Here is an 18316-nt window from a genome sequence, read left to right as displayed (position 1 = left end):
TTATCGCATGACGCAGGTGCGGGGGCATCAGTTTGCTGAGCACGGCGATTTTACATTCGTCAGCATAATAGAGCATGGCTTCAGTAGGTTAATGATAGGCTGAGCGACCCCCCTGTTATAGACGAAAAGATAATCCAGGCGGTCAGCCAGCAACCCCAAGATCAGATCATTATAGTTTCCGCCGTATTCCTGCCAACCAATCATCACCAAACTGGTTACATCCGCCGTCGGCTTTTTGAGATCGGGCTTGGGATTGGCCTCGAGAATATGGAGAACACCCTCTGAATCAGCCCGAACATCAATGCGGATAAGCGACTGTAAGTTCAAATCCCAATAGATTTTCTCTGCCAAGTCGCGTAATTCTTGTTTGAGATCCCTCTCCGATGGGTCTAGCAAACGTGACCGTTCGGTGGTAATGGCTTTGTGATCCATCGATGTGACAATGGTTTCATCGGCTTCAAATAGCCGTTCAACAGGTGACAAGGTAAAGGGGCGAGGCGTTTTTGAAAAAGCCCCATTCAGATGAGTGACTCCCCCACACACGGCTACACAAAATTCACGTCCCGGCAGGTAAGTCTCGACCAAAACCGTAATACTGGTAGCATCGTAAATTTTTTGCGCCACGCTCGGCAATTCTTCTAATGTGTTCACCACTTCAACAAGTAAGGATGCGCGCCCTGAAACCGGCTTCACAATAAAAGGACCGGCATAATCGCCAAAAGCCGCTAAAAAATGTGGACTCGTACCAGGTGTCAGCGGACCTTGAGAGGGATGCCACGTCATAAAAGGCGCGGTTTTGATGCCGAGTGCCTGAAGTTGTCGCTTGAATGCATGCTTGTTATCCAGAAGGGTGGAATACAACGGATCATGCCCCACGTAAGGAATGCCAAGCATTTCGAGCATCGTTGGGCTATGGCTCATGGGATTATAGCCCTGCACCCCTCCGGTATTCAGCCAAACCAGATGAATCCGTTCGTCTTTAAGACGCTGCGGGAGCGTCATATCATCCGGCATCAAATACACCTGCTGAAAGCCAATTTCCTGCAAGGCATTTTGAATATCACGCGCTACAGTCTCATAGCTTTTCCAGGAGCGTGGATTCACCGTTTTGAAAATGACCGATCCATCCTTATCCTTGTTTCCCCCATAAACCACAGCAATACGGAGTGAGGGATAGAGCATTTCAATGTAGCGCGGTAGGGCACAAAAATCGTATTGGAATACAGCTCTCTTCGGCACAGTTTCACGTCGCGGATTGGATTTTATGGCGGTAAGGGTTTTGAGTTGTTGATCGACCATACTGACGATTCCTTCCTGATCTTGTGAATAGGACGACATCCTTAAAATTGTTCTTGATGTCAATACCCTAAAAAATACCTGCTAATACAGAGCTTAGATCGACAAGATAGCCATCTAAGCTAAATAACTCAACACCCGTTTTGTTAAGAAAAGTTAAATCGTTTACATAATTAGAGACTACCAACTATGACGGGGCATCCGTTCGTACTGAGCCTATCGAAGAACTTGTGGTTCATGGTTCGACAAGCGCACCACGAACAGTTTTATTTAAAGCTGTCTTGTTTTAAAGACAGTTAAAATGCAATGACGACATCCGCGCCGACAATGAATTGATGATCCTTATTGCGACTATCAAACGCTTTAACGCCATCAGACCAATCATATCGAAGTTCGGGGCGTACAGTTATCCAGTTCAACATTTTCCAGTTTAAACCTAGGCTAAGCGTGTAATAATCAGCACGACCCGTGGCTAATTGGGCGCAACCTGGACACATTTGGCCGACACGGACACCATCGGCATCACGGAACCATTCGGCACGTAGGCCAAGGCCTAAGTTGTCGGTTACGTCGTAGCGGGTTTGCGTTTGTATGCCGTACCATTGTGCAGAATGGAAGTTGTTGAGTGGGTGTTGTTGTTCAAAACCATGGTCATGTTGCAGAACAAAATGCCAGCGCTCGGTAAAATCGTGCTGTAAAACCAGGCTATAAAAAGTGCGGTTGTCTTGCTTGATGCGACCTGTTTGGCGCTGGAACGCCCGCAGATTGTTGTCGCTGTTAACATCGCCGGTGATAACAGACAGGGCGACTGAGCTTGCCCCTGTTTGGGATGTCCAGTTAAGGCCGCCCAAAAAATTCCAGTTTTCCATGTTGTTGTCAAAGCCATCCCAGCCGCCATTGCCATCCAACACGCCATTAACCAAGCTGTGGCCGCCGGTGACTGCCCCTAAGGTAACCGTGAGGTTTTTTAATAACGGATAAGTGACCGTTAGTCCCGTATGGGTAAATGGCTCGCCATATTGAAACGTATAGGGATGAGTATAAAAGAAATTATCCGGCGACAGGCCGGTTTCGTAACCCATGATGGTATAAAACCGTCCCATACGAACGCTTATGCCCTTGGCCAGTGGCACAAAAACATCCAGATAAGCATTGGGTATCGCCAGCTTGTAAAAACGTTGGGACGCACCAATTAGATTGTTGTCCCAGGTCTTGTCACCGTAAGGATTGATGGTGTTGAAGCGGGCATCACTGCCATACATCACAGTGACTTTGCCGCCTATATCCCACGCGCCACCTTGCGTATTTACATCTTTGAACACCTGTAGCCCCAGCTGATGCAGATTGAATTCATTGGCGCGGTCGGCAAACACCACAGGGCCGTTGTAATTATCGCTGGGGTTATTGGCATTGTAGATAATACCGGCATCTGCCCAAGCATTTACCTGCAGCTTTGCAGATGTCATCCAAGCGGCATCATTAACCAGGGCTAGTCCGTTAAATAAACCGATCCGGTCTTTTGCGGCCACTGGGGTCGCCGCAAAAATCAGTGCGCTAAATAACAGGGGACTTCGAAAACGAGCAAAGACAGTAAACATAACGGGTTTTAATACCGTATTCCTTTTTTATAATTCAGTTAGCTAGTCTTGTTAACAACCCAGCTATAAACTAATTAAAATCAGTCTATTGCACAATACGATGCCCCAGTTTTTCCAGTGCCAAAATAGCGTTATCTATTTGATTAACGAGGAGATAATCCGTGTCATAGGTGGCTTCAACAAACACCGCAATACCGGCTTGCGCCAAGGGGTTGACCAATGCCGCGATTATGCCCGGTTCATCTAAATCGAAAGTCCCTTCAAGCTTAAGACAGCGCCAATTTCTATGCGCCTTAGCATCGTCAGGCACGCGCTGTTGTGGGCAAATTACCGACAATTCTTCTTGGGTTTGAGTGATGACAAAAAAACTGGCGGGTCTTTGTATTGCCCAGTCTGGAATGACTGCATCAGGGTCTAATCGGCAAATCGCAAAATCTTCAGGCAATAAGGTAAGCGTTCTTTGGGTGGTCATAATATATCCAGAAATAAGCGGTGTCGGTTGGAAAGATTGAGGTTATATGTGTTTGTCGCTGCGGATAATATCTAGCATATCGCGTAACATGGCAGCTGCTGCCGGTGCAGCACCTGGTTCAGAGCTGGCGGATGACAGCCGTTCTACATCTTGCGTATAAAATACCACCCCCATTTCATCAGGCGTGAGCCTTGCAAGAGGGTGATCCAGCGGTAAAACAGTGGGCTGTACGGACAGTTGATAGCTTTCCCCGATGCGTTCTGCCAAACACACCAACACCATACGATTTCCGTCTTTAAGGGGTTGCTGTACACTGTCTTGACTTAATGTCCGAATACCTTGGACATTCACATCAGACAATTGGCTGGCTTGTCCGAGAACGGCATTGGCGGTTATCACCAATTTAGCCGCAGCATCTAAGCCGTCTACATCCAAAGATGGATCGGTTTCAGCAATGCCACGACGCTGAGCATCTAAAAGCGCCGTTTCATAACTTTGTCCCGTTTCCATTGCACGCAGGATGTACTGGGTTGTGCCATTAAAAACCGCTTCCAGGCGTAAAATATTACAGCCCGCCAAGTCGCGGCAGCCCAGGTTAATGGTAGGTAACGCGCCTGCAACACAGGCACTGAAACGTAGTTTTGGATAGATTTTTTGCGCTATATCGGCGCTAGCTTTTTCGTTATAAACACTACCCCAGCCTAGGCGTAAATCACTCAGCGCGGCAAGTTGGCCATAAACCAAAGCTAAAGGACCTTTATTAGCCAACACCACATGTATACCTTGTTGCAAGGCGGTGGTGACAATACCAAGCCCAGGTTGTCCATCGTGCAGGTTAACAGGGGTAGCTTCCAAAACAATATCAGGGCTTAGCAGTTCGAGTAGTTCTATGCCTTGCATATCCGGCCTGCCAATGCCAGGAAGGCTGGCTATTGGGCGTTTGGCTTGCAGTGTGGCCAGCAACAATTCCAGATCAAGGCCGTTTTCATCTATCGCACAGCCGCCCCATTCCGCCACACCGACCACACAAAACCTGACCCCATAGCGCTTGAGTAAGCTGTCTTGCTCTCGGTGTAAAATGGCTAATACGGCAGAACCAACATTACCAAGACCCATCAGGGCAATGCGATAAAGAGTAGGTGTCATAGTGGGAGGTAAGCCTTATAATCTAGGGTCATTTTTTCGGGTATGCACAGCGCGGAACACCGGCAGCCAGGTTTGGCCGCCATCGTAAGATTCTGAAACGATGTCGGTAAAACTGTCAGCACTGGTTTTGCTAGAGGCCAGTTGCCTAAAAAAAACCACCAGACCCGCCTCATCTACGACAGCGCTACCGGTATGCACATCGTTAATGACAACGGTATCGGTGCCTTCGGTAAAATTGCCTTCAAGCACAGCCATCAAGCCTTCGCTGTCATCACACGACACCATTCGGTACAGCTTGCGGTAGTTGTCGTACGACCATGAAAAGAACAAACGGCTAACACTGCCATCAAAAAAAACCGGCATTTCTTCGCGATGGCATGCGCCATCCAGCATCGGCACAATAGTGGTTTCATCCGGTAAAGGAATACTAAGCCATTGGTTACTTTCATCCATAACATGGGCTTCAACATGCCATTCTCCGAGCATAAAACGGAGTCTTGCCATACCTGTGTTCATGTGTTTTCTATAGGGTTTTCGAACGATTGCATAAGTGGCCTGCCAATAAAAACCGCCAATAACAAATGGCGGTCTAACCAAGATTCATGTCAATAACAAACAGAGGATAAGGTGTTGCTGTATAATTTACAGCAAACCTGTAATCAGGTGAAGCCACTGCAACATTTCTTAACATTATTGTTCATATAAGTTGCATGGTTTTGACCAAAAATGTGCTTGACCGGCTATGGCGTTACAGGCGGATGAAAGTCGTGGAGCGTATCGTAAGGCAGCAATTTACCTTCATCCATTTTCAACACACGATCCGCGACGTGAAAATAATGGTCATCATGGGTGACGGCAATAATGGTTTTGCCCAATGCTTTCAATTCCAGCAACAACACTTCATAGAAATATTTTCGGAAACTGGGGTCTTGGTCGGCGGCAAACTCATCTAAAATCAAGATAGGCTTGTCTTCCAGTAGCGCAGCAATTAAAGCCAGGCGTTTACGTTGCCCTGTTGACAAACTGGTGCTGGTAAAACCACCGTCTTGGTATTTTACTTTATGCTGTAAGTGCATTTTTTCCAGCCAATATGTCACATCCTCTGCTTGTAAATTATTAACCCCGTAAATTTTATCAAACAGATGAAAATCAGTGTATACCGTGGTAAACAACTCGCGGTAAGCCTGATAATTACCGTGTTTAACAAGCGCTGTACCTACGTGAATAGCCCCTGTACTGGGGTAGTAAAGCCCGGTCAACAACTTAAGGAAGGTGGATTTGCCACTGCCATTGCCGCCAATAATAAACAGTAATTCACCTCGGTGTAGCGTACCTTCAAAAGGCCCCACTGAAAATACCAGGTCATCATTTTTGCTAGGATAGCTAAAACTGATGTCAGTCAAATGAAGGTCATCAAAATCAAAACAGCTGTTCTGTGTCGCAGTCGATTCGGGGGCAATAGCCGCATCCATTTCTGTCTCAAGCTGTGTTAAATCATGGATAGCTAAATCAACCCGATTGAACATAGGCAGCGCATTGGCCAGCAAATTGATGGGGCCGGCCATAAATAATAAAGTGGCGGTTATTTTGTAAATATCCGATGGATTTTCATGGATAAAAGACGGGATGATAAAGATCAGCACCGGCATCAGGGTGTAAATAAAAATACGCCCAAAGCCCCACATTTTTACTTCCTGCCGTCCGGCTTCAACTCTGATGTGTTGTGCTTCTTTAGAGGCTTGGCTGATATGGCTTAAGATGGCATCATTTTTGGCCTGACTTAACCTGATTTCCTTGAAGCCATCAATTAAATGAGTGATCAAGGTGAAATAACCGGCCTCCTTGTGTTTAACCTGGAGCAGATCTGCTTTAATGGTTTTAGATTCTGAGATGAACAAACTGATGCCCACCACAATGGCCAGTGCAGCAATCACAAAGCTGACAGGTGACAGATAACCCAAATAAAGTAATGAGAAAACCAGCAGCATACCAACCTGGACGGCACTGGTAATCTGTGGAATGGCCTGTGACATGATAGCGTTGTTTTGGGTCAACCTGGAATACAAGTCATGACTGGCGGTACTTTCTATAAAAGACAATTCCACTTGCCTGATTTTATGAGTGAGCCGGATGCGAATATTGAACATGGCATCTTCAATGACGACCACGGCCTGGGTGAAGGAATACCATTGCCCATACAAAAACAGCACAAAGGCAATCATGTACAACAGGAAAAGTTCGGTCAGATCTTCACCCTTGGCGACTCGCGCGGCGGCATGGTTAACAATGGACAATAACAAACCATTGGCGATACCGGAAACCACAGCAATCACCACGATCTGCCGGTACGATTGGTGCGATTCTTTTTCTATAAAAGTAAGCAATCTCATAGCTTGCTAGCACCTGTCTCAGTGGCTATTCGTTGCAATGCGACCAAGTGATTAAAAATGGCATAGGCGTGTGTGTTGCCGTAAAAATGTGTTGTCTGGTTTTTCATCATTAGACCTGTCTACTAGCAAGAAGGACGGCCTCCAAAACAGGAGCCGTCATATTTGTTTCATTGTAAATTAAGCCTTGGCTAACCGGTTTTTATAGTGCGTTAATAAATGTTAAGAAATGTTGCGCAGCCTTCAACTTCAGCGGCGCATGCTGTACATTGCAATGATTATTGTCTTACAATGTTGGGCAAGCAAGCTGTTTGCCACTGATTTAAGAGAACCCTCCCTATGCACATGTTGGTTATTTTTTTGGTCTTGTTATCTTTGATTTTTATGGTGATGTGGACCTTGTCACAATCCAAGGAAAAATTGCAACAGGCCTGGTCGGGGCTGGCCGCGCCGTTTGCCTCTAAAAATCAAGATTGGGCTACCCCAATAAAAGCGTGGGCAGAAACTTCGCTGACGAAAGACAAAGCCTTGCAGGCCTGGCTTTTAGCCTTGCCCAGTGAGGGACTACAGGCATTGGGCGAAAAAATTGCCGAATTTTGTGTGGAAATGAATGTTGAGCTAAACTGGCTTATTAATCCCGCTACAGAAATTGACCCTGCCGTAAAACAGGCCGCCGAAGAAACCGTCATTGATTATTGCAAGATTTGCCTGAAAGCTGTACAAAACCAGCAACCAGCAAAATAGGCGCAATACCCCATCTTAAAACTGTGTGCCAAGGCATGAAAATATCCCCTTATCCAGCCTTATAACCACATAAAATACCCGTTTTCATGGTTAAAGGCGGAGCGAAATCGGGTAGTCGGCCTATGTTGACTTAAGTAAGGTTATGACCCCCAGGATTGACAATGCAAAGCAACAATTTATTCACCGATTTACTGCGCGATAATCGAAGCAAGTTGTGGCTTAACTATAGCCTGAGTTTGGGCGAACAGTTGTTAGGCTTGTTAGTACCGTGGGCAATGGGCAAAGCCATTAATGACCTGCTGAAAATCCAATACACCGGCCTGTTGATTTTCGTGGCTTTATGGGTAATTTTGGCGATATTAACCGCTGCACGCAAAATGTATGACACACGCGTATTTATGGGTATTTATACCGATGTAGTCTCTGGTGTCATTAAACAACAGCGTGAAGCAGGCGTACCAGCGGGTAAATTGGTGGCGCGTTCCATACTGGTTCGAGAAGTGGTGGAATTTTTTGAACGAGACATCCCCGATATTTTTGCGATGGTGATTGCCTTCATTGGATCATTGGTGATGTTGACTTTATTTGATTGGCATATCACGCTGATTGCCGTGGTGATGCTGGTGCCGGTGCTGGCCTTAAATATCACTTTGTGGCGGCCTATTAACCGTATCAACCGTAGCCTTAACAATAGCCTTGAACGCCAGACACGGGTGATTAACCAAGGCTCGGAAACACGCTTATGGCGGCATTTTAGTTTCTTGCGTTTTTTGCGGGTTAAAAACTCCGACATCGAAGGCCGCACCTGGTTAATGATTGAATTATTCGTGGTGCTGGCTTCGGTCAATGTGTTTATGTACACCACCGCTATGCCAGGAATTGAAGCCGGTACAGTGTTTTCAACCGTCACCTATTTCTGGGAGTTTCAAGGCAGTCTTGACCGCTTGCCTATCCTCATGCAGTCGGTTTCCCGTGTCAAAGATATTTTGTTCCGTATAGGGCAATCGGACGATTAACTTTTAATATAGCCTTGGTGCTTAGGAACGTGCATGAAATAACTTGAACAACTTAAACGCCACCACCGTTCGTGCTGAGTCTGTCGAAGCATGAACTTGCTCAAGTTATTTCGTGCGCGTTCCTTAGTCATTTTGGCTACTTACTTAAGGCGGGACAGTTTCAGGTTAAGCCGTTCGTGGTGCGCTTGTCGAACCATGAACAACAGCCTTCGACAAGCTCAGGCCGAACGGTAGTTGTAGTTTATTGTCCCGTCTATAAGTGGGTAGCTGTCATTTTTAAATGTCGGATATGTTTTATTCAGCGTAAGATCCAACATACAGCGTTTTCAACTTAGGAACGTGCATGAAATAACTTGAACAACTTAAACGCCACCACCGTTCGTGCTGAGCCTGTCGAAGCATGAACTTGCTCAAGTTATTTCGTGCGCGTTCCTTAGGACAGTTACAGCCACCGTTCGTGCTGAGCTTGTCGAAGCATGAACGGTACACTTCGACAAGCTCAGTGCGAACGGTTACGCTGTAACTATTGAACTGTGAAAACGCTGTAAATAAAGCTGATACTTTACTGATACGTCCTGTTTTGTCTAAATGTCGTTGGCGTAGACTGACCATAATGAATTTAACAAAAACCGAGATCAAACCATGCTATTTTTCCCTATCACCCTTGTGGCAGGCATTGTGCTTTATACGGGCAGCAAGGCTTTTGTGCTGGCCAAGGTATCTGAGCGCATTGATCGCCACAAAAAAAAGGTGGTGTCTGCCAAAACAAAAAAAGCCGACCAAACGTTGGCGATTGCTTCAATGTCGCTCAGTTTGGCGGCTACCGGTATTGTACTGCGCATACCGTTATTGGGCGCGGCCAGCATTCCTATCATATTGTATATTTTCACACCCACTTTTAAAAATGCCTGGCAAAAACTGTACGCAAAACGCCGGATTAACGACCAGGTGCTAACGGCCACCCGCGTTACCGTCTGTGTGGTCATGGGATATAACTTGATTGCGGCGTTAGATGCGGTGTTGCTTGCCGTCAGTGACCGCCACTGTATACGTCAACAAGAAAAATTTCACCGCAGCTTGCAAGAGGCCTGCACCAACACCTTGCAGCTAGCTGATAAATACTCTACTGATTTGCAACAGACGCTACTGGCAGCCAGTGCTATCCAGCAGCACGGCGAACGCCACGGCGAACAGATGGCCCCGTGGATGCTCGCCGCTTTTGTGGTGACCTTGCCGATGATAGGCGTTAACCGCGCAGCCGCGTTTTTAACAACCACATTTGGCGCCCACCTGCGTAAGTTAGGTCCTTATACCAGCCAACAGTTAAGCCTACAGGCACTTGAGCAAGGCATTTTAATTACCCAAGCGAGCAGCTTGGAACAGGCCATGCAGGTCGATACCCTGGTTTTTTCCGAGCAGTTGTTCCACGACGCGATTACCCGTTCACAGGCCATGAACGTTATGCACGACTTGCGGCAGCGTTATGTACAAGACAATACACAGGGATCACAACCGTTATCGTTACAGATTGCCCTGGCGGATAAGACTATTTTGCAGTTGGCGTGGTTAGCTGATCTGGGAATGGACGGCTATATCCGCACAAGTCCAGATCAGCCGCTAGCCGATGCGCTTTTACAATTGCAAGCCGAAGGCCGGACGGTGTGTTATGTCGATATCGACACGCGCCACGACGCGGCAAGGCCAACGCTGTCGTTAACGTTTGCCGCGCACCCACTGACGAACGGTAAGATGGCATCGCCAGATATTATTTTATTTGGTAATGGCTTACAGCCGTTACCGCAAGTCTTTGACCTCGCCGCCAGCTTTAAGGCCAAGCAGCATTTCAACCTTATCGCGCCGACAGGTGTCGATCTGATTGATATATCCACCACGCTGTTGTTGGATTTTGGCCTGATTTATTCGGTATTATTTACCTACAGCGGCTTACTATTGGGTATGGCCAATAGCCATAATTTAAAACAAGATTATCAAGATCAAAACACAGCGGCGGCGATTACGCCTACGGTGGCCAGTAACTGCGAATCAGGCGTATAAAAATGCGGCGATAAGCGTATTCCGCCACCGCGTTCGGCAGCAATGACGGGGTATTGCTTAAAAGATTCCATAATACGGGTGTTGTTTTCTGCGCCGGCGGTAAACGTTAAAATGCCAGAACGGCGTTCTACAGCGAGATCACTCAACACGCTTACCGAAGTAACTTGCCTAAGCTGGTCGGCCAGCAGGTCAATCTTGGCTGAAACTTGCCGCCAAATACGCTCTATGCCAGTATCCAGCAGCAGTCCCAAACTGGCATTGAGCGCGTGTATGCCGAGCATATTGGGGCTGCCACACTCAAAGCGGCGGGCAGATGCCGCTGGGGTAAATGTTTCTGCCTGATAATCGCCGCTGTGCTCGACCATGTGCCAACCGTATTGCGTCAACTGCAAACAATTTCTTGCTGCATCACTGACATAAAAAATAGCCAAGCCTTCTGGCCCCATCAACCATTTATGGCCATCCGCAACAACAATATCCGCCTGGCAGGCCACCACATCAAACGGTATAACGCCCAATTGCTGTATGGCATCCACACAAAACAGTATGCCGTGTTGGCGGCAGAATTCACCCAACAGGGGAAGATTTAAGCGCAAGCCTGTGGTGTATTGCACGGAGCTGACCGCCAAAATTCGGGTGTGGCTGTCGCACAACGCCATCAAGGCGTGTTCAGCTGTAAGCCCGCCTAAGGTTTGCAGATCAAGCGGACGAAAGGCCACGTTTTTATTGGCCAATGATTGCCAAACGAAACGATTGGATGGAAATTCCTGCCGGATGCCTACCACATTGTCGCCTGAATGCCACGGGTAGCCATAGGCCACAAAAGATAAGCCTTCGGAGGTGTTTTTTACCAGGGCAATATTATCGATGGAATCGGCATTTAATAATGTGACGACTTTTTCACGCAATGCCTGCTCAACTGTCAACCAGGTCGGGTAATAGCTCGCGCCAAAATTAAGATTTTGCTGGGCAAATTGCTGAAGGGCATCAACAGTAGGCTGCGGCCAGGGTGCTACGGCAGCATGGTTTAGGTAAATACAATTTTCGACTACAGGAAATAAGGGCAGCATCGCTCAGTTTTTATTCAGTATTAAAGTCTGACTATAAGCCACAATAGGATTAAGGGCAATAGCAATGTTTACTTACATTTCTTAACAATAAGGTCCTATTTTCTGTTTTATAATAATATTTTGTAAAAAAACATAACAACAGCACGGCACATCATCATGATAGCAAGCTTGTTGGCGGTTGTTACCGTCTCTTATTTAACTGCCCGCTTAGCAAAAGTGAGCAATCATAAAGAAAAGCCCCTGCATGCCTATCTTTTGCCACAACCACAGCAAACTTTGGCCGAAGATTGCCATGCCGCTTTTGAACAAAAAATAGACAGTTTACTGGGCACACGTCGTGAACAACACCTAGAAACCCTGAACGGTTTCGCCCCTCGGCAAATTTCCGAAGCGACCAAGCAAGATAACCGCTACCTAGTGGTAGCGGCCTTAAATGCAGGTATTACCATTGCATTAGGGGCAGTAGCGCCTTTATGGTTAATACTGACCGTACCACTGTCTTTGTACCTGGTGCGCCGCCCGTTTCAAGACGCATGGCAAAGTCTGGTGCATGAGCGTCGCATGACAGTGGCTTTAGTCGATGCCATTGCCGTAAGTGCTGCTATTTTGGCAGGTTTTTGGCAAGTAACCGCAATCGGCCTGTTCCTTTATGCCGTTGCCCTGAAATTGCTTAATACCAGCAAGCAGAAATCACGTCAGCAACTGGGCGGCCTGTTTATGCGGGTATCTACCTGTGTGTGGGTACAACGCGGTGGTGTAGAGACTGAAATTAACATAGCGGATTTGCAGGAAGATGACGTTGTCGTTGTGCGTTCTGGGGAAATTATCCCAGTTGATGGCATTATTTTGCAAGGTATCGCATTGGTCGATCAGCGTATCTTGACCGGCGAATCCCAACCTGCTGAAAAGCAGGGGGGTGATGACGTATTTGCTTTTACACTGCTACTCAGTGGTCGACTTGAACTTAAAGTGTGCAAATCAGGTCAGCAGACAGTAGCCGCCCGTATCGGTGATATTTTGCAAAAAACTGCCGACTATAAAAACCAGCATGAATGCCGTGCCGAGCAAATAGCCGACCGTGCCGTGGCACCGACCCTGTTGTTGAGTGTGCTAGCTTTACCAATCAGTGGTATGTCGGGTGCTATCGGTGTGCTATGGTCTTGTTTTGGATACACCATGCGAATCAGCTCGCCAATGAGTGTGATGAATTTTTTGCGCCATGCCTCCGAGCAACAAATTTTAATTAAGGATGGCATGGCTTTGGATGTGCTGCCAGGGATTGACACCGTTATCTTTGACAAGACTGGCACGTTAACTGAAGAACAACCTGAACTACACTTAATCCATCGTTTTGCCCAACATACTGACAATGACATACTGGCCTTTGCCGCTGCCGCCGAACACCGCCAGAGCCACCCCATTGCCAGTGCCATTATTACGGCGGCACAACAGCAAGGCTTATCTTTACCGCTTGCTGAACACAGCCATTGCCAGGTAGGCTATGGCATAGAAGTCTGCATTGCTGGCCAGGCCACCCACATTGGTAGCACTCGTTTTATGGAAAGTGTGGGCATCGCCCTCCCTGAAATGGCCATCCACATACAAACACAAGCCGAATCCCAGGGCCATTCTGTGGTCATGCTGGCGATAGGTGGCCTGTTGGCGGGAGCAATAGAGCTGCGCCCACAACTGCGGCCATCCGCCCATGCAACCGTCCAGGCTTTGAAAGCGCGCGGCATCCATACCTGCATCATTTCCGGTGATCGGGAAACGCCCACCCGCAACCTGGCTGAAAAACTGGGTATTGATGACTATTTTGCCAATACTTTGCCGGAACAAAAAGCCCAGATTGCACAAAGATTACAAGCGGAAGGTCGCACCGTTTGTTTTATCGGCGATGGCATCAACGATGCGATTGCGCTTAAACAGGCCGATATCTCTGTGTCACTCAAAGGTGCAACAACGGCCGCCACCGACACCGCGCAAATTATCTTTATGGATGGGGACTTAAGCCATCTTCCCACCTTGATCGACATGGGGCAGCAGTTCCAGAAAACCCAGCATCAAAATATGTGGATTTCGGTTGTTCCTGCGGCCATCAGCATTAGCGGCATTATGTTACTGCATGGCGGTCTTGCTTTGGCGGCGGTCATGTTTTATTTAGGCATGGGATTGAGTGTCAGAAATGCCATACAGCCTATTCAGTTAAGCAATCTTAAAAATCATGACAACTGAAGCCAGTTGCTTTTTATATCTTACGCAACACGTTAGCCCCTCAGATTAGGCGGAGCAAATAGTGATTACTAAAAGAGAATCTATGACAATGTTAGATGAGAAAACCGCAGTGCAACAGCTTAGGGCGCGTTACCAACGGGTGCGTAAGGTATCCGAAAACATTTGCAGCCCCTTGAACACCGAAGATTATCAAATTCAATCTATTGTGGAAACAAGTCCACCCAAGTGGCATATCGCGCATGTGTCTTGGTTTTTTGAGACTTTTTTACTCAAGCCGCACGCTACAGATTACCGTCCTCTCCACCCTCAATACGAGGTGCTATTTAATTCATATTATGAAACCATCGGCAAATTTCACCCACGCGCCAAGCGGGGTTTGTTAGCACGTCCGAGTGTTGATGAAATCTATGCTTACCGCCGTGCAGTAGATGCCGGCATGGAAGCTTTTTTTAATGTCTTGGAACAATCTCCTGATGCACAACATCAGTCTTTTATTGAACTGGGGCTGAACCATGAACAACAACACCAGGAACTGTTGTGCATGGACATTAAATATAATTTTTCGGTCAACCCTTTAAAACCCGCCTATCGCAATGATTTGGCGATAAGCCCAACCAATCATACCTGTGCTATACAATGGCACGAACAGGTCGCTGGCCTATATGATATTGGCCACAGTGGCGGCAGTTTTTCCTATGATAATGAAGCACCCCGCCATCCGCATTACGTGCCTGATTTTAGGTTGGCAAACCGCTTGACCACCAACGGTGAATACTTGGCTTTTATGGAAGATAAGGGCTACCAGCGGCCTGAGCTATGGCTGGCAGATGGCTGGCATTGTATTAACCAACACAACTGGCAACAGCCTTTGTACTGGGAGCGAGATGGCGCAAACTGGCTGCAGATGACCTTGGGTGGTTTGCGGCCACTGCATTTGCATGAGCCCGTGTGCCACATTAGTTATTATGAAGCCGAAGCCTATGCACGCTGGGCGGGCAAGCGCCTGCCGACCGAAGCAGAAATCGAGGTGGTACTGGCAGGCCAGCCGATGACCGGCAATTTTTTTGATACCGACAGCCTGCACCCCCAACCGGCAAATGCAAACGGGCAATGGTATGGTGATTTGTGGGCGTGGACAACAACGGCCTATCACCCTTACCCAAAATTCCGACCCTTGGTGGGTTCTGCGGGAGAATACAACGGCAAGTTTATGTGCAACCAGATGGTATTACGCGGTGGCTGTTGTGCCACCTCATTGGAGCATATGCGACCGAGTTACCGCAACTTTTTTTACCCCCACGACCGCTGGCAATTCAGCGGTATCCGTTTAGCTGATGACTGTTAAAGGAACACTACTATGAAATTTTATTTTCATAACTATCAACCTGAGTTTGAGGATTTGCATACCGCTGTTATCAGTGGCCTGCAACAAACCCCCAAGCGACTGCACCCCAAGTTTTTTTATGACAAGGAAGGTTCGCACATTTTTGATCAGATTTGCGATCAGCCCGAATATTATGTGCCCGATGTGGAGCGCGACATTTGCGAGACCTACGCCGATGAAATCATTGCCTGCCTTGGGAAGGGTTGCCATATTATTGAACCTGGGGCTGGCAGCAGCAAAAAAATCCGTTTCCTGTTGGATAGAATGCAGCCGGCCATGTATGTGCCGATGGATATTTCTGCCGAGTATTTACGCGCCTCGGCACAGAACCTGGCGCAAGATTACCCGCATTTGCCCATTCATGCCGTGTGCGTTGACCATACCAAACCGTATGATTTGCCCTCGGAGATACCTTGCCATAAGCGGGTGTTTTTTTACCCTGGTTCCAGTTTAGGTAATTTTGACCCTGGCGATGCCATTCATTTCTTGCGAGACATTCGTGATAAGGCGGGGCAAGATGGTTCTTTGTTAATTGGCATTGATACCAAAAAACCGGTGGAGGTGCTGAACCGCGCCTATAACGATGCCGCTGGGGTAACCGCCGATTTCAACCTTAACTTGCTAAAACGTATTGATAATGAACTGGACAGCGAAATCGATGTCGCGGGTTTCTACCACCACGCTTTTTACAACGAACCCGAAGGTCGAATTGAAATGCACTTGTTTAGCCACAAGGAACAGAAATTACGCGTCAATGGCAGCACGTTCACCTTTAAACCGGGAGAGTCCATCCATACCGAAAACTCTTATAAATACACCGTGGATGAATTTAAAGCATTAGCGCAACAGGCCGGGTGGAAGAGTGCGCAGGTTTGGCAGGACACCAAAAAATATTTTAGTGTCCATTTATTGCGTCGGTAGACACCAAACCCATTGCCCCCATAATTAAAAAATACCCTGTTTTTTGGTCTGTTTATTTTTTAAATTATGGAGGGCAAAATTACCAGACACGCTGCTGCGACCTTACTGCATCGGGCGCGGGTGAAAAATCGGTATTGATAAATGCCGACTTGCCTTTCTCGCTGCCAATATTCAAGAGCCGAATTTGCCATTCAGCAATCCTTTCATAGCTAAGGCAACGGGTATCGACACTGGGTGTCCAAAGGCCACCATAGAGCACAGGGTCATCAAAACGCAGTAAGCCCAATTCACGCAAAGATTTTCCTTGTCCCGTCCCAGGAATAGGTGAAATAGCAAAAGGCGACACCTGAAAAATAAGGTTGGGATTGATGCTCATCAAATCTGCATGGACTTGCATAATGGCTTCCTCAAGACGCAATAAACTGCTCTCTGTCTCATCTTCAAAACCGATAATTATGCCATAAGACAGTGCCGGTAAACCAGAGCGAACAATGGCTCTTAACAGCTCACAATGTTCCTGCCACGGCAGTAACTTGGCATAATTGTCACGCCCGTCAAGAGGACGTTCGGCAGGCATGTAAGCATGGAATGTCCCGGCGTTGCCATCCCAGCCCCACACGGCATTGATAAGTTCCTCATCCGGTGTCAAATCAGTGCCTGGACGGTTTAGCCCTCGGCCTATAGTGGCCTTACGTAATTCCAGACCATTGGGCCACAGCATTGCCAAGCCAAGCTCACGCGCCCCTTTCATAATTTCCAGTATCTCATCACGACCTTCCTCCCGAAGCACCCGCGCCATAAACTGATCTGAAGATCCTACCACCGACCTTGCACCGGCTTCTTTCTGCTTTGCCAGCCATTCAAGCGTACGCTGGGGCGACATACGCCGGTAACCCAGGCCGTAGTTAGGCGTTTGGCAGAAATCACACTTGCGGTCGCAACCAATATCAGAGAACACCGAGCCAATGGCCAATAGTTCGCCGGGGTATTCTGCGCTCCAATATTCTGTCCCTAAGCACGCCCGCGCAACCTCTACGGAGGGTAATGCCCAGTCTTCTGGTCTTAGCACATGCCCACGTTGGCTGTAGTGGCTGCCATCCGCTAAAATTACCCCACCCAATTCTTCTTTGGGTATATTGCCAAGCAGGTATTCGATTGCCGAGCGATTAGACCCCCCCGATTTGTCAGTAATAATAGCACTGGCACCGGCTTGCAAATACATTTCGGGTTCAGCAATAGCATCAGAGCCACCGACAATAACGGGTTTTCCTTGCCGCACCAGATGCTGGATGGTAAAACAAGCGACTTCCCTGTGTTGGGAGAAATTATTGGTGACCCCCCAAATATCATATTCATCGGCTTTTAATTCAAAAATATTACGGCCGACATAGACCTTGGTAAGTTTAGTGCCGCCCCAGGTTACCTCGCCATAAGCCCCTTCATAATCGCCGTCCTTTAAATTGACAAGCTGGGCATCGTAGCCGTAATTTTGCAGATTGGCTAACAATACCTGCTTACTAATCAGGGTTGAACCACGGCGAACTGACGCGCGGTTACGACCATAACTATCAAATAAACCCAGTTCAGGTAATTCAATTAAACCAATTGTAGCTGTGCGGCGCATCATAATGTATATTCTCTCTAGTAAAATTTAGCAATATTTGGCTCCTTAATCTCAATAACTCAAAGCCATTAGATTTCGGAGATATAGCGCCACGCATCCTCCATAGCAGCTGTCATTTGCGGCAAAATGGCAGCTCTTAAGCTGTTATCAGGAACTCGTCAGTCGTAAGTTCGCTAAATGCACGGTGTAAAACCACCCATGCCCCAGGTTTTCAGCAACGTGGAAATAGGATTTATTATCAAACAATTACCGCTATGAAGCGATATTGGATTCAATCATCGTCAGTATCACCGGAAATTTTGAGTAGATATTCCCGGATCTCTTCGGAGATAGTCTTTTGGCCTACTTGGAAGAGTTTCCTGAGCAGG

Annotated in this window: 14 protein-coding genes; 6 read left to right on the top strand and 8 right to left on the bottom strand. The window is 47.4% G+C overall.

The features are described from left to right. Positions 1–27 precede the first annotated feature (27 nt). The 6 genes from CRENPOLYSF2_RS16605 to CRENPOLYSF2_RS16580 all read right to left on the bottom strand — a co-directional run bounded on the left by CRENPOLYSF2_RS16605 (position 28) and on the right by CRENPOLYSF2_RS16580 (position 6902). Positions 28–1299 (bottom strand): D-alanine--D-alanine ligase family protein, encoded by a 1272-nt coding sequence (locus tag CRENPOLYSF2_RS16605; protein WP_087145069.1) that lies wholly within the window; start codon positions 1297–1299, stop codon positions 28–30. Between the two features lie 293 nt (positions 1300–1592). Beyond that, the gene (locus CRENPOLYSF2_RS16600; protein WP_245808037.1) at positions 1593–2825 is read right to left on the bottom strand and encodes a porin; all 1233 of its coding nucleotides are present in this window, start codon (positions 2823–2825) and stop codon (positions 1593–1595) included. A 154-nt stretch (positions 2826–2979) separates the two neighbouring features. Further along, complete coding sequence (locus CRENPOLYSF2_RS16595) at positions 2980–3366, bottom strand: ACT domain-containing protein (protein ID WP_087145067.1); 387 nt, start codon at positions 3364–3366, stop codon at positions 2980–2982. A 42-nt stretch (positions 3367–3408) separates the two neighbouring features. Further along, on the bottom strand, positions 3409–4512 hold the full coding sequence (locus CRENPOLYSF2_RS16590; protein ID WP_087145066.1) for a hypothetical protein: 1104 nt from the start codon (positions 4510–4512) through the stop codon (positions 3409–3411). Between the two features lie 15 nt (positions 4513–4527). After that, a complete protein-coding gene (locus CRENPOLYSF2_RS16585; RefSeq protein WP_176371154.1) occupies positions 4528–5016 on the bottom strand; it encodes a hypothetical protein in 489 nt (162 codons plus the stop codon). A 236-nt stretch (positions 5017–5252) separates the two neighbouring features. Further along, positions 5253–6902, bottom strand: a complete 1650-nt coding sequence (locus CRENPOLYSF2_RS16580) for a cyclic peptide export ABC transporter (RefSeq protein ID WP_087145064.1) — start codon at positions 6900–6902, stop codon at positions 5253–5255. 336 nt (positions 6903–7238) lie between these two features. Here CRENPOLYSF2_RS16580 and CRENPOLYSF2_RS16575 point away from each other — a divergent pair, with 336 nt between their 5' ends. The 3 genes from CRENPOLYSF2_RS16575 (at position 7239) to CRENPOLYSF2_RS16565 (ending at position 10714) form a co-directional block, all read left to right on the top strand. Next, complete coding sequence (locus CRENPOLYSF2_RS16575; protein ID WP_087145063.1) at positions 7239–7643, top strand: hypothetical protein; 405 nt, start codon at positions 7239–7241, stop codon at positions 7641–7643. Between the two features lie 161 nt (positions 7644–7804). Next, entirely contained in the window at positions 7805–8659 is an 855-nt protein-coding gene (locus CRENPOLYSF2_RS16570; RefSeq protein WP_087145062.1) for an ABC transporter six-transmembrane domain-containing protein, read from the top strand. 642 nt (positions 8660–9301) lie between these two features. Further along, positions 9302–10714 (top strand): HAD family hydrolase, encoded by a 1413-nt coding sequence (locus CRENPOLYSF2_RS16565; protein WP_087145061.1) that lies wholly within the window; start codon positions 9302–9304, stop codon positions 10712–10714. On the opposite strand, the gene CRENPOLYSF2_RS16560 is transcribed toward CRENPOLYSF2_RS16565, so the two are convergent. After that, complete coding sequence (locus CRENPOLYSF2_RS16560; protein WP_087145060.1) at positions 10654–11784, bottom strand: aminotransferase class V-fold PLP-dependent enzyme; 1131 nt, start codon at positions 11782–11784, stop codon at positions 10654–10656. The genes CRENPOLYSF2_RS16565 and CRENPOLYSF2_RS16560 overlap by 61 nt on opposite strands. Before the next feature lie 156 nt (positions 11785–11940). Between CRENPOLYSF2_RS16560 and CRENPOLYSF2_RS16555 the strand changes: the two genes are divergently transcribed. The 3 genes from CRENPOLYSF2_RS16555 to egtD all read left to right on the top strand — a co-directional run bounded on the left by CRENPOLYSF2_RS16555 (position 11941) and on the right by egtD (position 16324). Beyond that, positions 11941–14019 (top strand): heavy metal translocating P-type ATPase, encoded by a 2079-nt coding sequence (locus tag CRENPOLYSF2_RS16555; RefSeq protein ID WP_087145059.1) that lies wholly within the window; start codon positions 11941–11943, stop codon positions 14017–14019. A gap of 82 nt (positions 14020–14101) precedes the next feature. Beyond that, the gene (egtB, locus tag CRENPOLYSF2_RS16550) at positions 14102–15364 is read left to right on the top strand and encodes an ergothioneine biosynthesis protein EgtB (RefSeq protein ID WP_087145058.1); all 1263 of its coding nucleotides are present in this window, start codon (positions 14102–14104) and stop codon (positions 15362–15364) included. Positions 15365–15376: 12 nt separating this feature from the next. Then, entirely contained in the window at positions 15377–16324 is a 948-nt protein-coding gene (gene egtD, locus CRENPOLYSF2_RS16545; protein WP_087145057.1) for an L-histidine N(alpha)-methyltransferase, read from the top strand. Positions 16325–16403: 79 nt separating this feature from the next. On the opposite strand, the gene CRENPOLYSF2_RS16540 is transcribed toward egtD, so the two are convergent. After that, positions 16404–17951 (bottom strand): radical SAM protein, encoded by a 1548-nt coding sequence (locus tag CRENPOLYSF2_RS16540; protein WP_176371153.1) that lies wholly within the window; start codon positions 17949–17951, stop codon positions 16404–16406. Between the last annotated feature and the right edge of the window lie 365 nt (positions 17952–18316).

The organism is Crenothrix polyspora (genome assembly GCF_900163755.1).
GTDB lineage: Bacteria > Pseudomonadota > Gammaproteobacteria > Methylococcales > Methylomonadaceae > Crenothrix > Crenothrix polyspora.
Note: the sequence above shows the minus strand (reverse complement) of the source record. Positions and strands in the feature narration are given on the sequence as shown.

Bases quoted from the DNA above. Each gene is read 5' to 3' on its own strand.
- CRENPOLYSF2_RS16605 (WP_087145069.1), bottom strand. From the start codon at position 1,299: ATGGTCGATCAACAACTCAAAACCCTTACCGCCATAAAATCCAATCCG.
- egtD (WP_087145057.1), top strand. From the start codon at position 15,377: ATGAAATTTTATTTTCATAACTATCAACCTGAGTTTGAGGATTTGCAT.
- CRENPOLYSF2_RS16540 (WP_176371153.1), bottom strand. From the start codon at position 17,951: ATGATGCGCCGCACAGCTACAATTGGTTTAATTGAATTACCTGAACTG.
- CRENPOLYSF2_RS16585 (WP_176371154.1), bottom strand. From the start codon at position 5,016: ATGGCAAGACTCCGTTTTATGCTCGGAGAATGGCATGTTGAAGCCCAT.
- CRENPOLYSF2_RS16595 (WP_087145067.1), bottom strand. From the start codon at position 3,366: ATGACCACCCAAAGAACGCTTACCTTATTGCCTGAAGATTTTGCGATT.
- CRENPOLYSF2_RS16590 (WP_087145066.1), bottom strand. From the start codon at position 4,512: ATGACACCTACTCTTTATCGCATTGCCCTGATGGGTCTTGGTAATGTT.
- CRENPOLYSF2_RS16565 (WP_087145061.1), top strand. From the start codon at position 9,302: ATGCTATTTTTCCCTATCACCCTTGTGGCAGGCATTGTGCTTTATACG.
- CRENPOLYSF2_RS16575 (WP_087145063.1), top strand. From the start codon at position 7,239: ATGCACATGTTGGTTATTTTTTTGGTCTTGTTATCTTTGATTTTTATG.
- egtB (WP_087145058.1), top strand. From the start codon at position 14,102: ATGACAATGTTAGATGAGAAAACCGCAGTGCAACAGCTTAGGGCGCGT.
- CRENPOLYSF2_RS16555 (WP_087145059.1), top strand. From the start codon at position 11,941: ATGATAGCAAGCTTGTTGGCGGTTGTTACCGTCTCTTATTTAACTGCC.
- CRENPOLYSF2_RS16580 (WP_087145064.1), bottom strand. From the start codon at position 6,902: ATGAGATTGCTTACTTTTATAGAAAAAGAATCGCACCAATCGTACCGG.
- CRENPOLYSF2_RS16570 (WP_087145062.1), top strand. From the start codon at position 7,805: ATGCAAAGCAACAATTTATTCACCGATTTACTGCGCGATAATCGAAGC.
- CRENPOLYSF2_RS16560 (WP_087145060.1), bottom strand. From the start codon at position 11,784: ATGCTGCCCTTATTTCCTGTAGTCGAAAATTGTATTTACCTAAACCAT.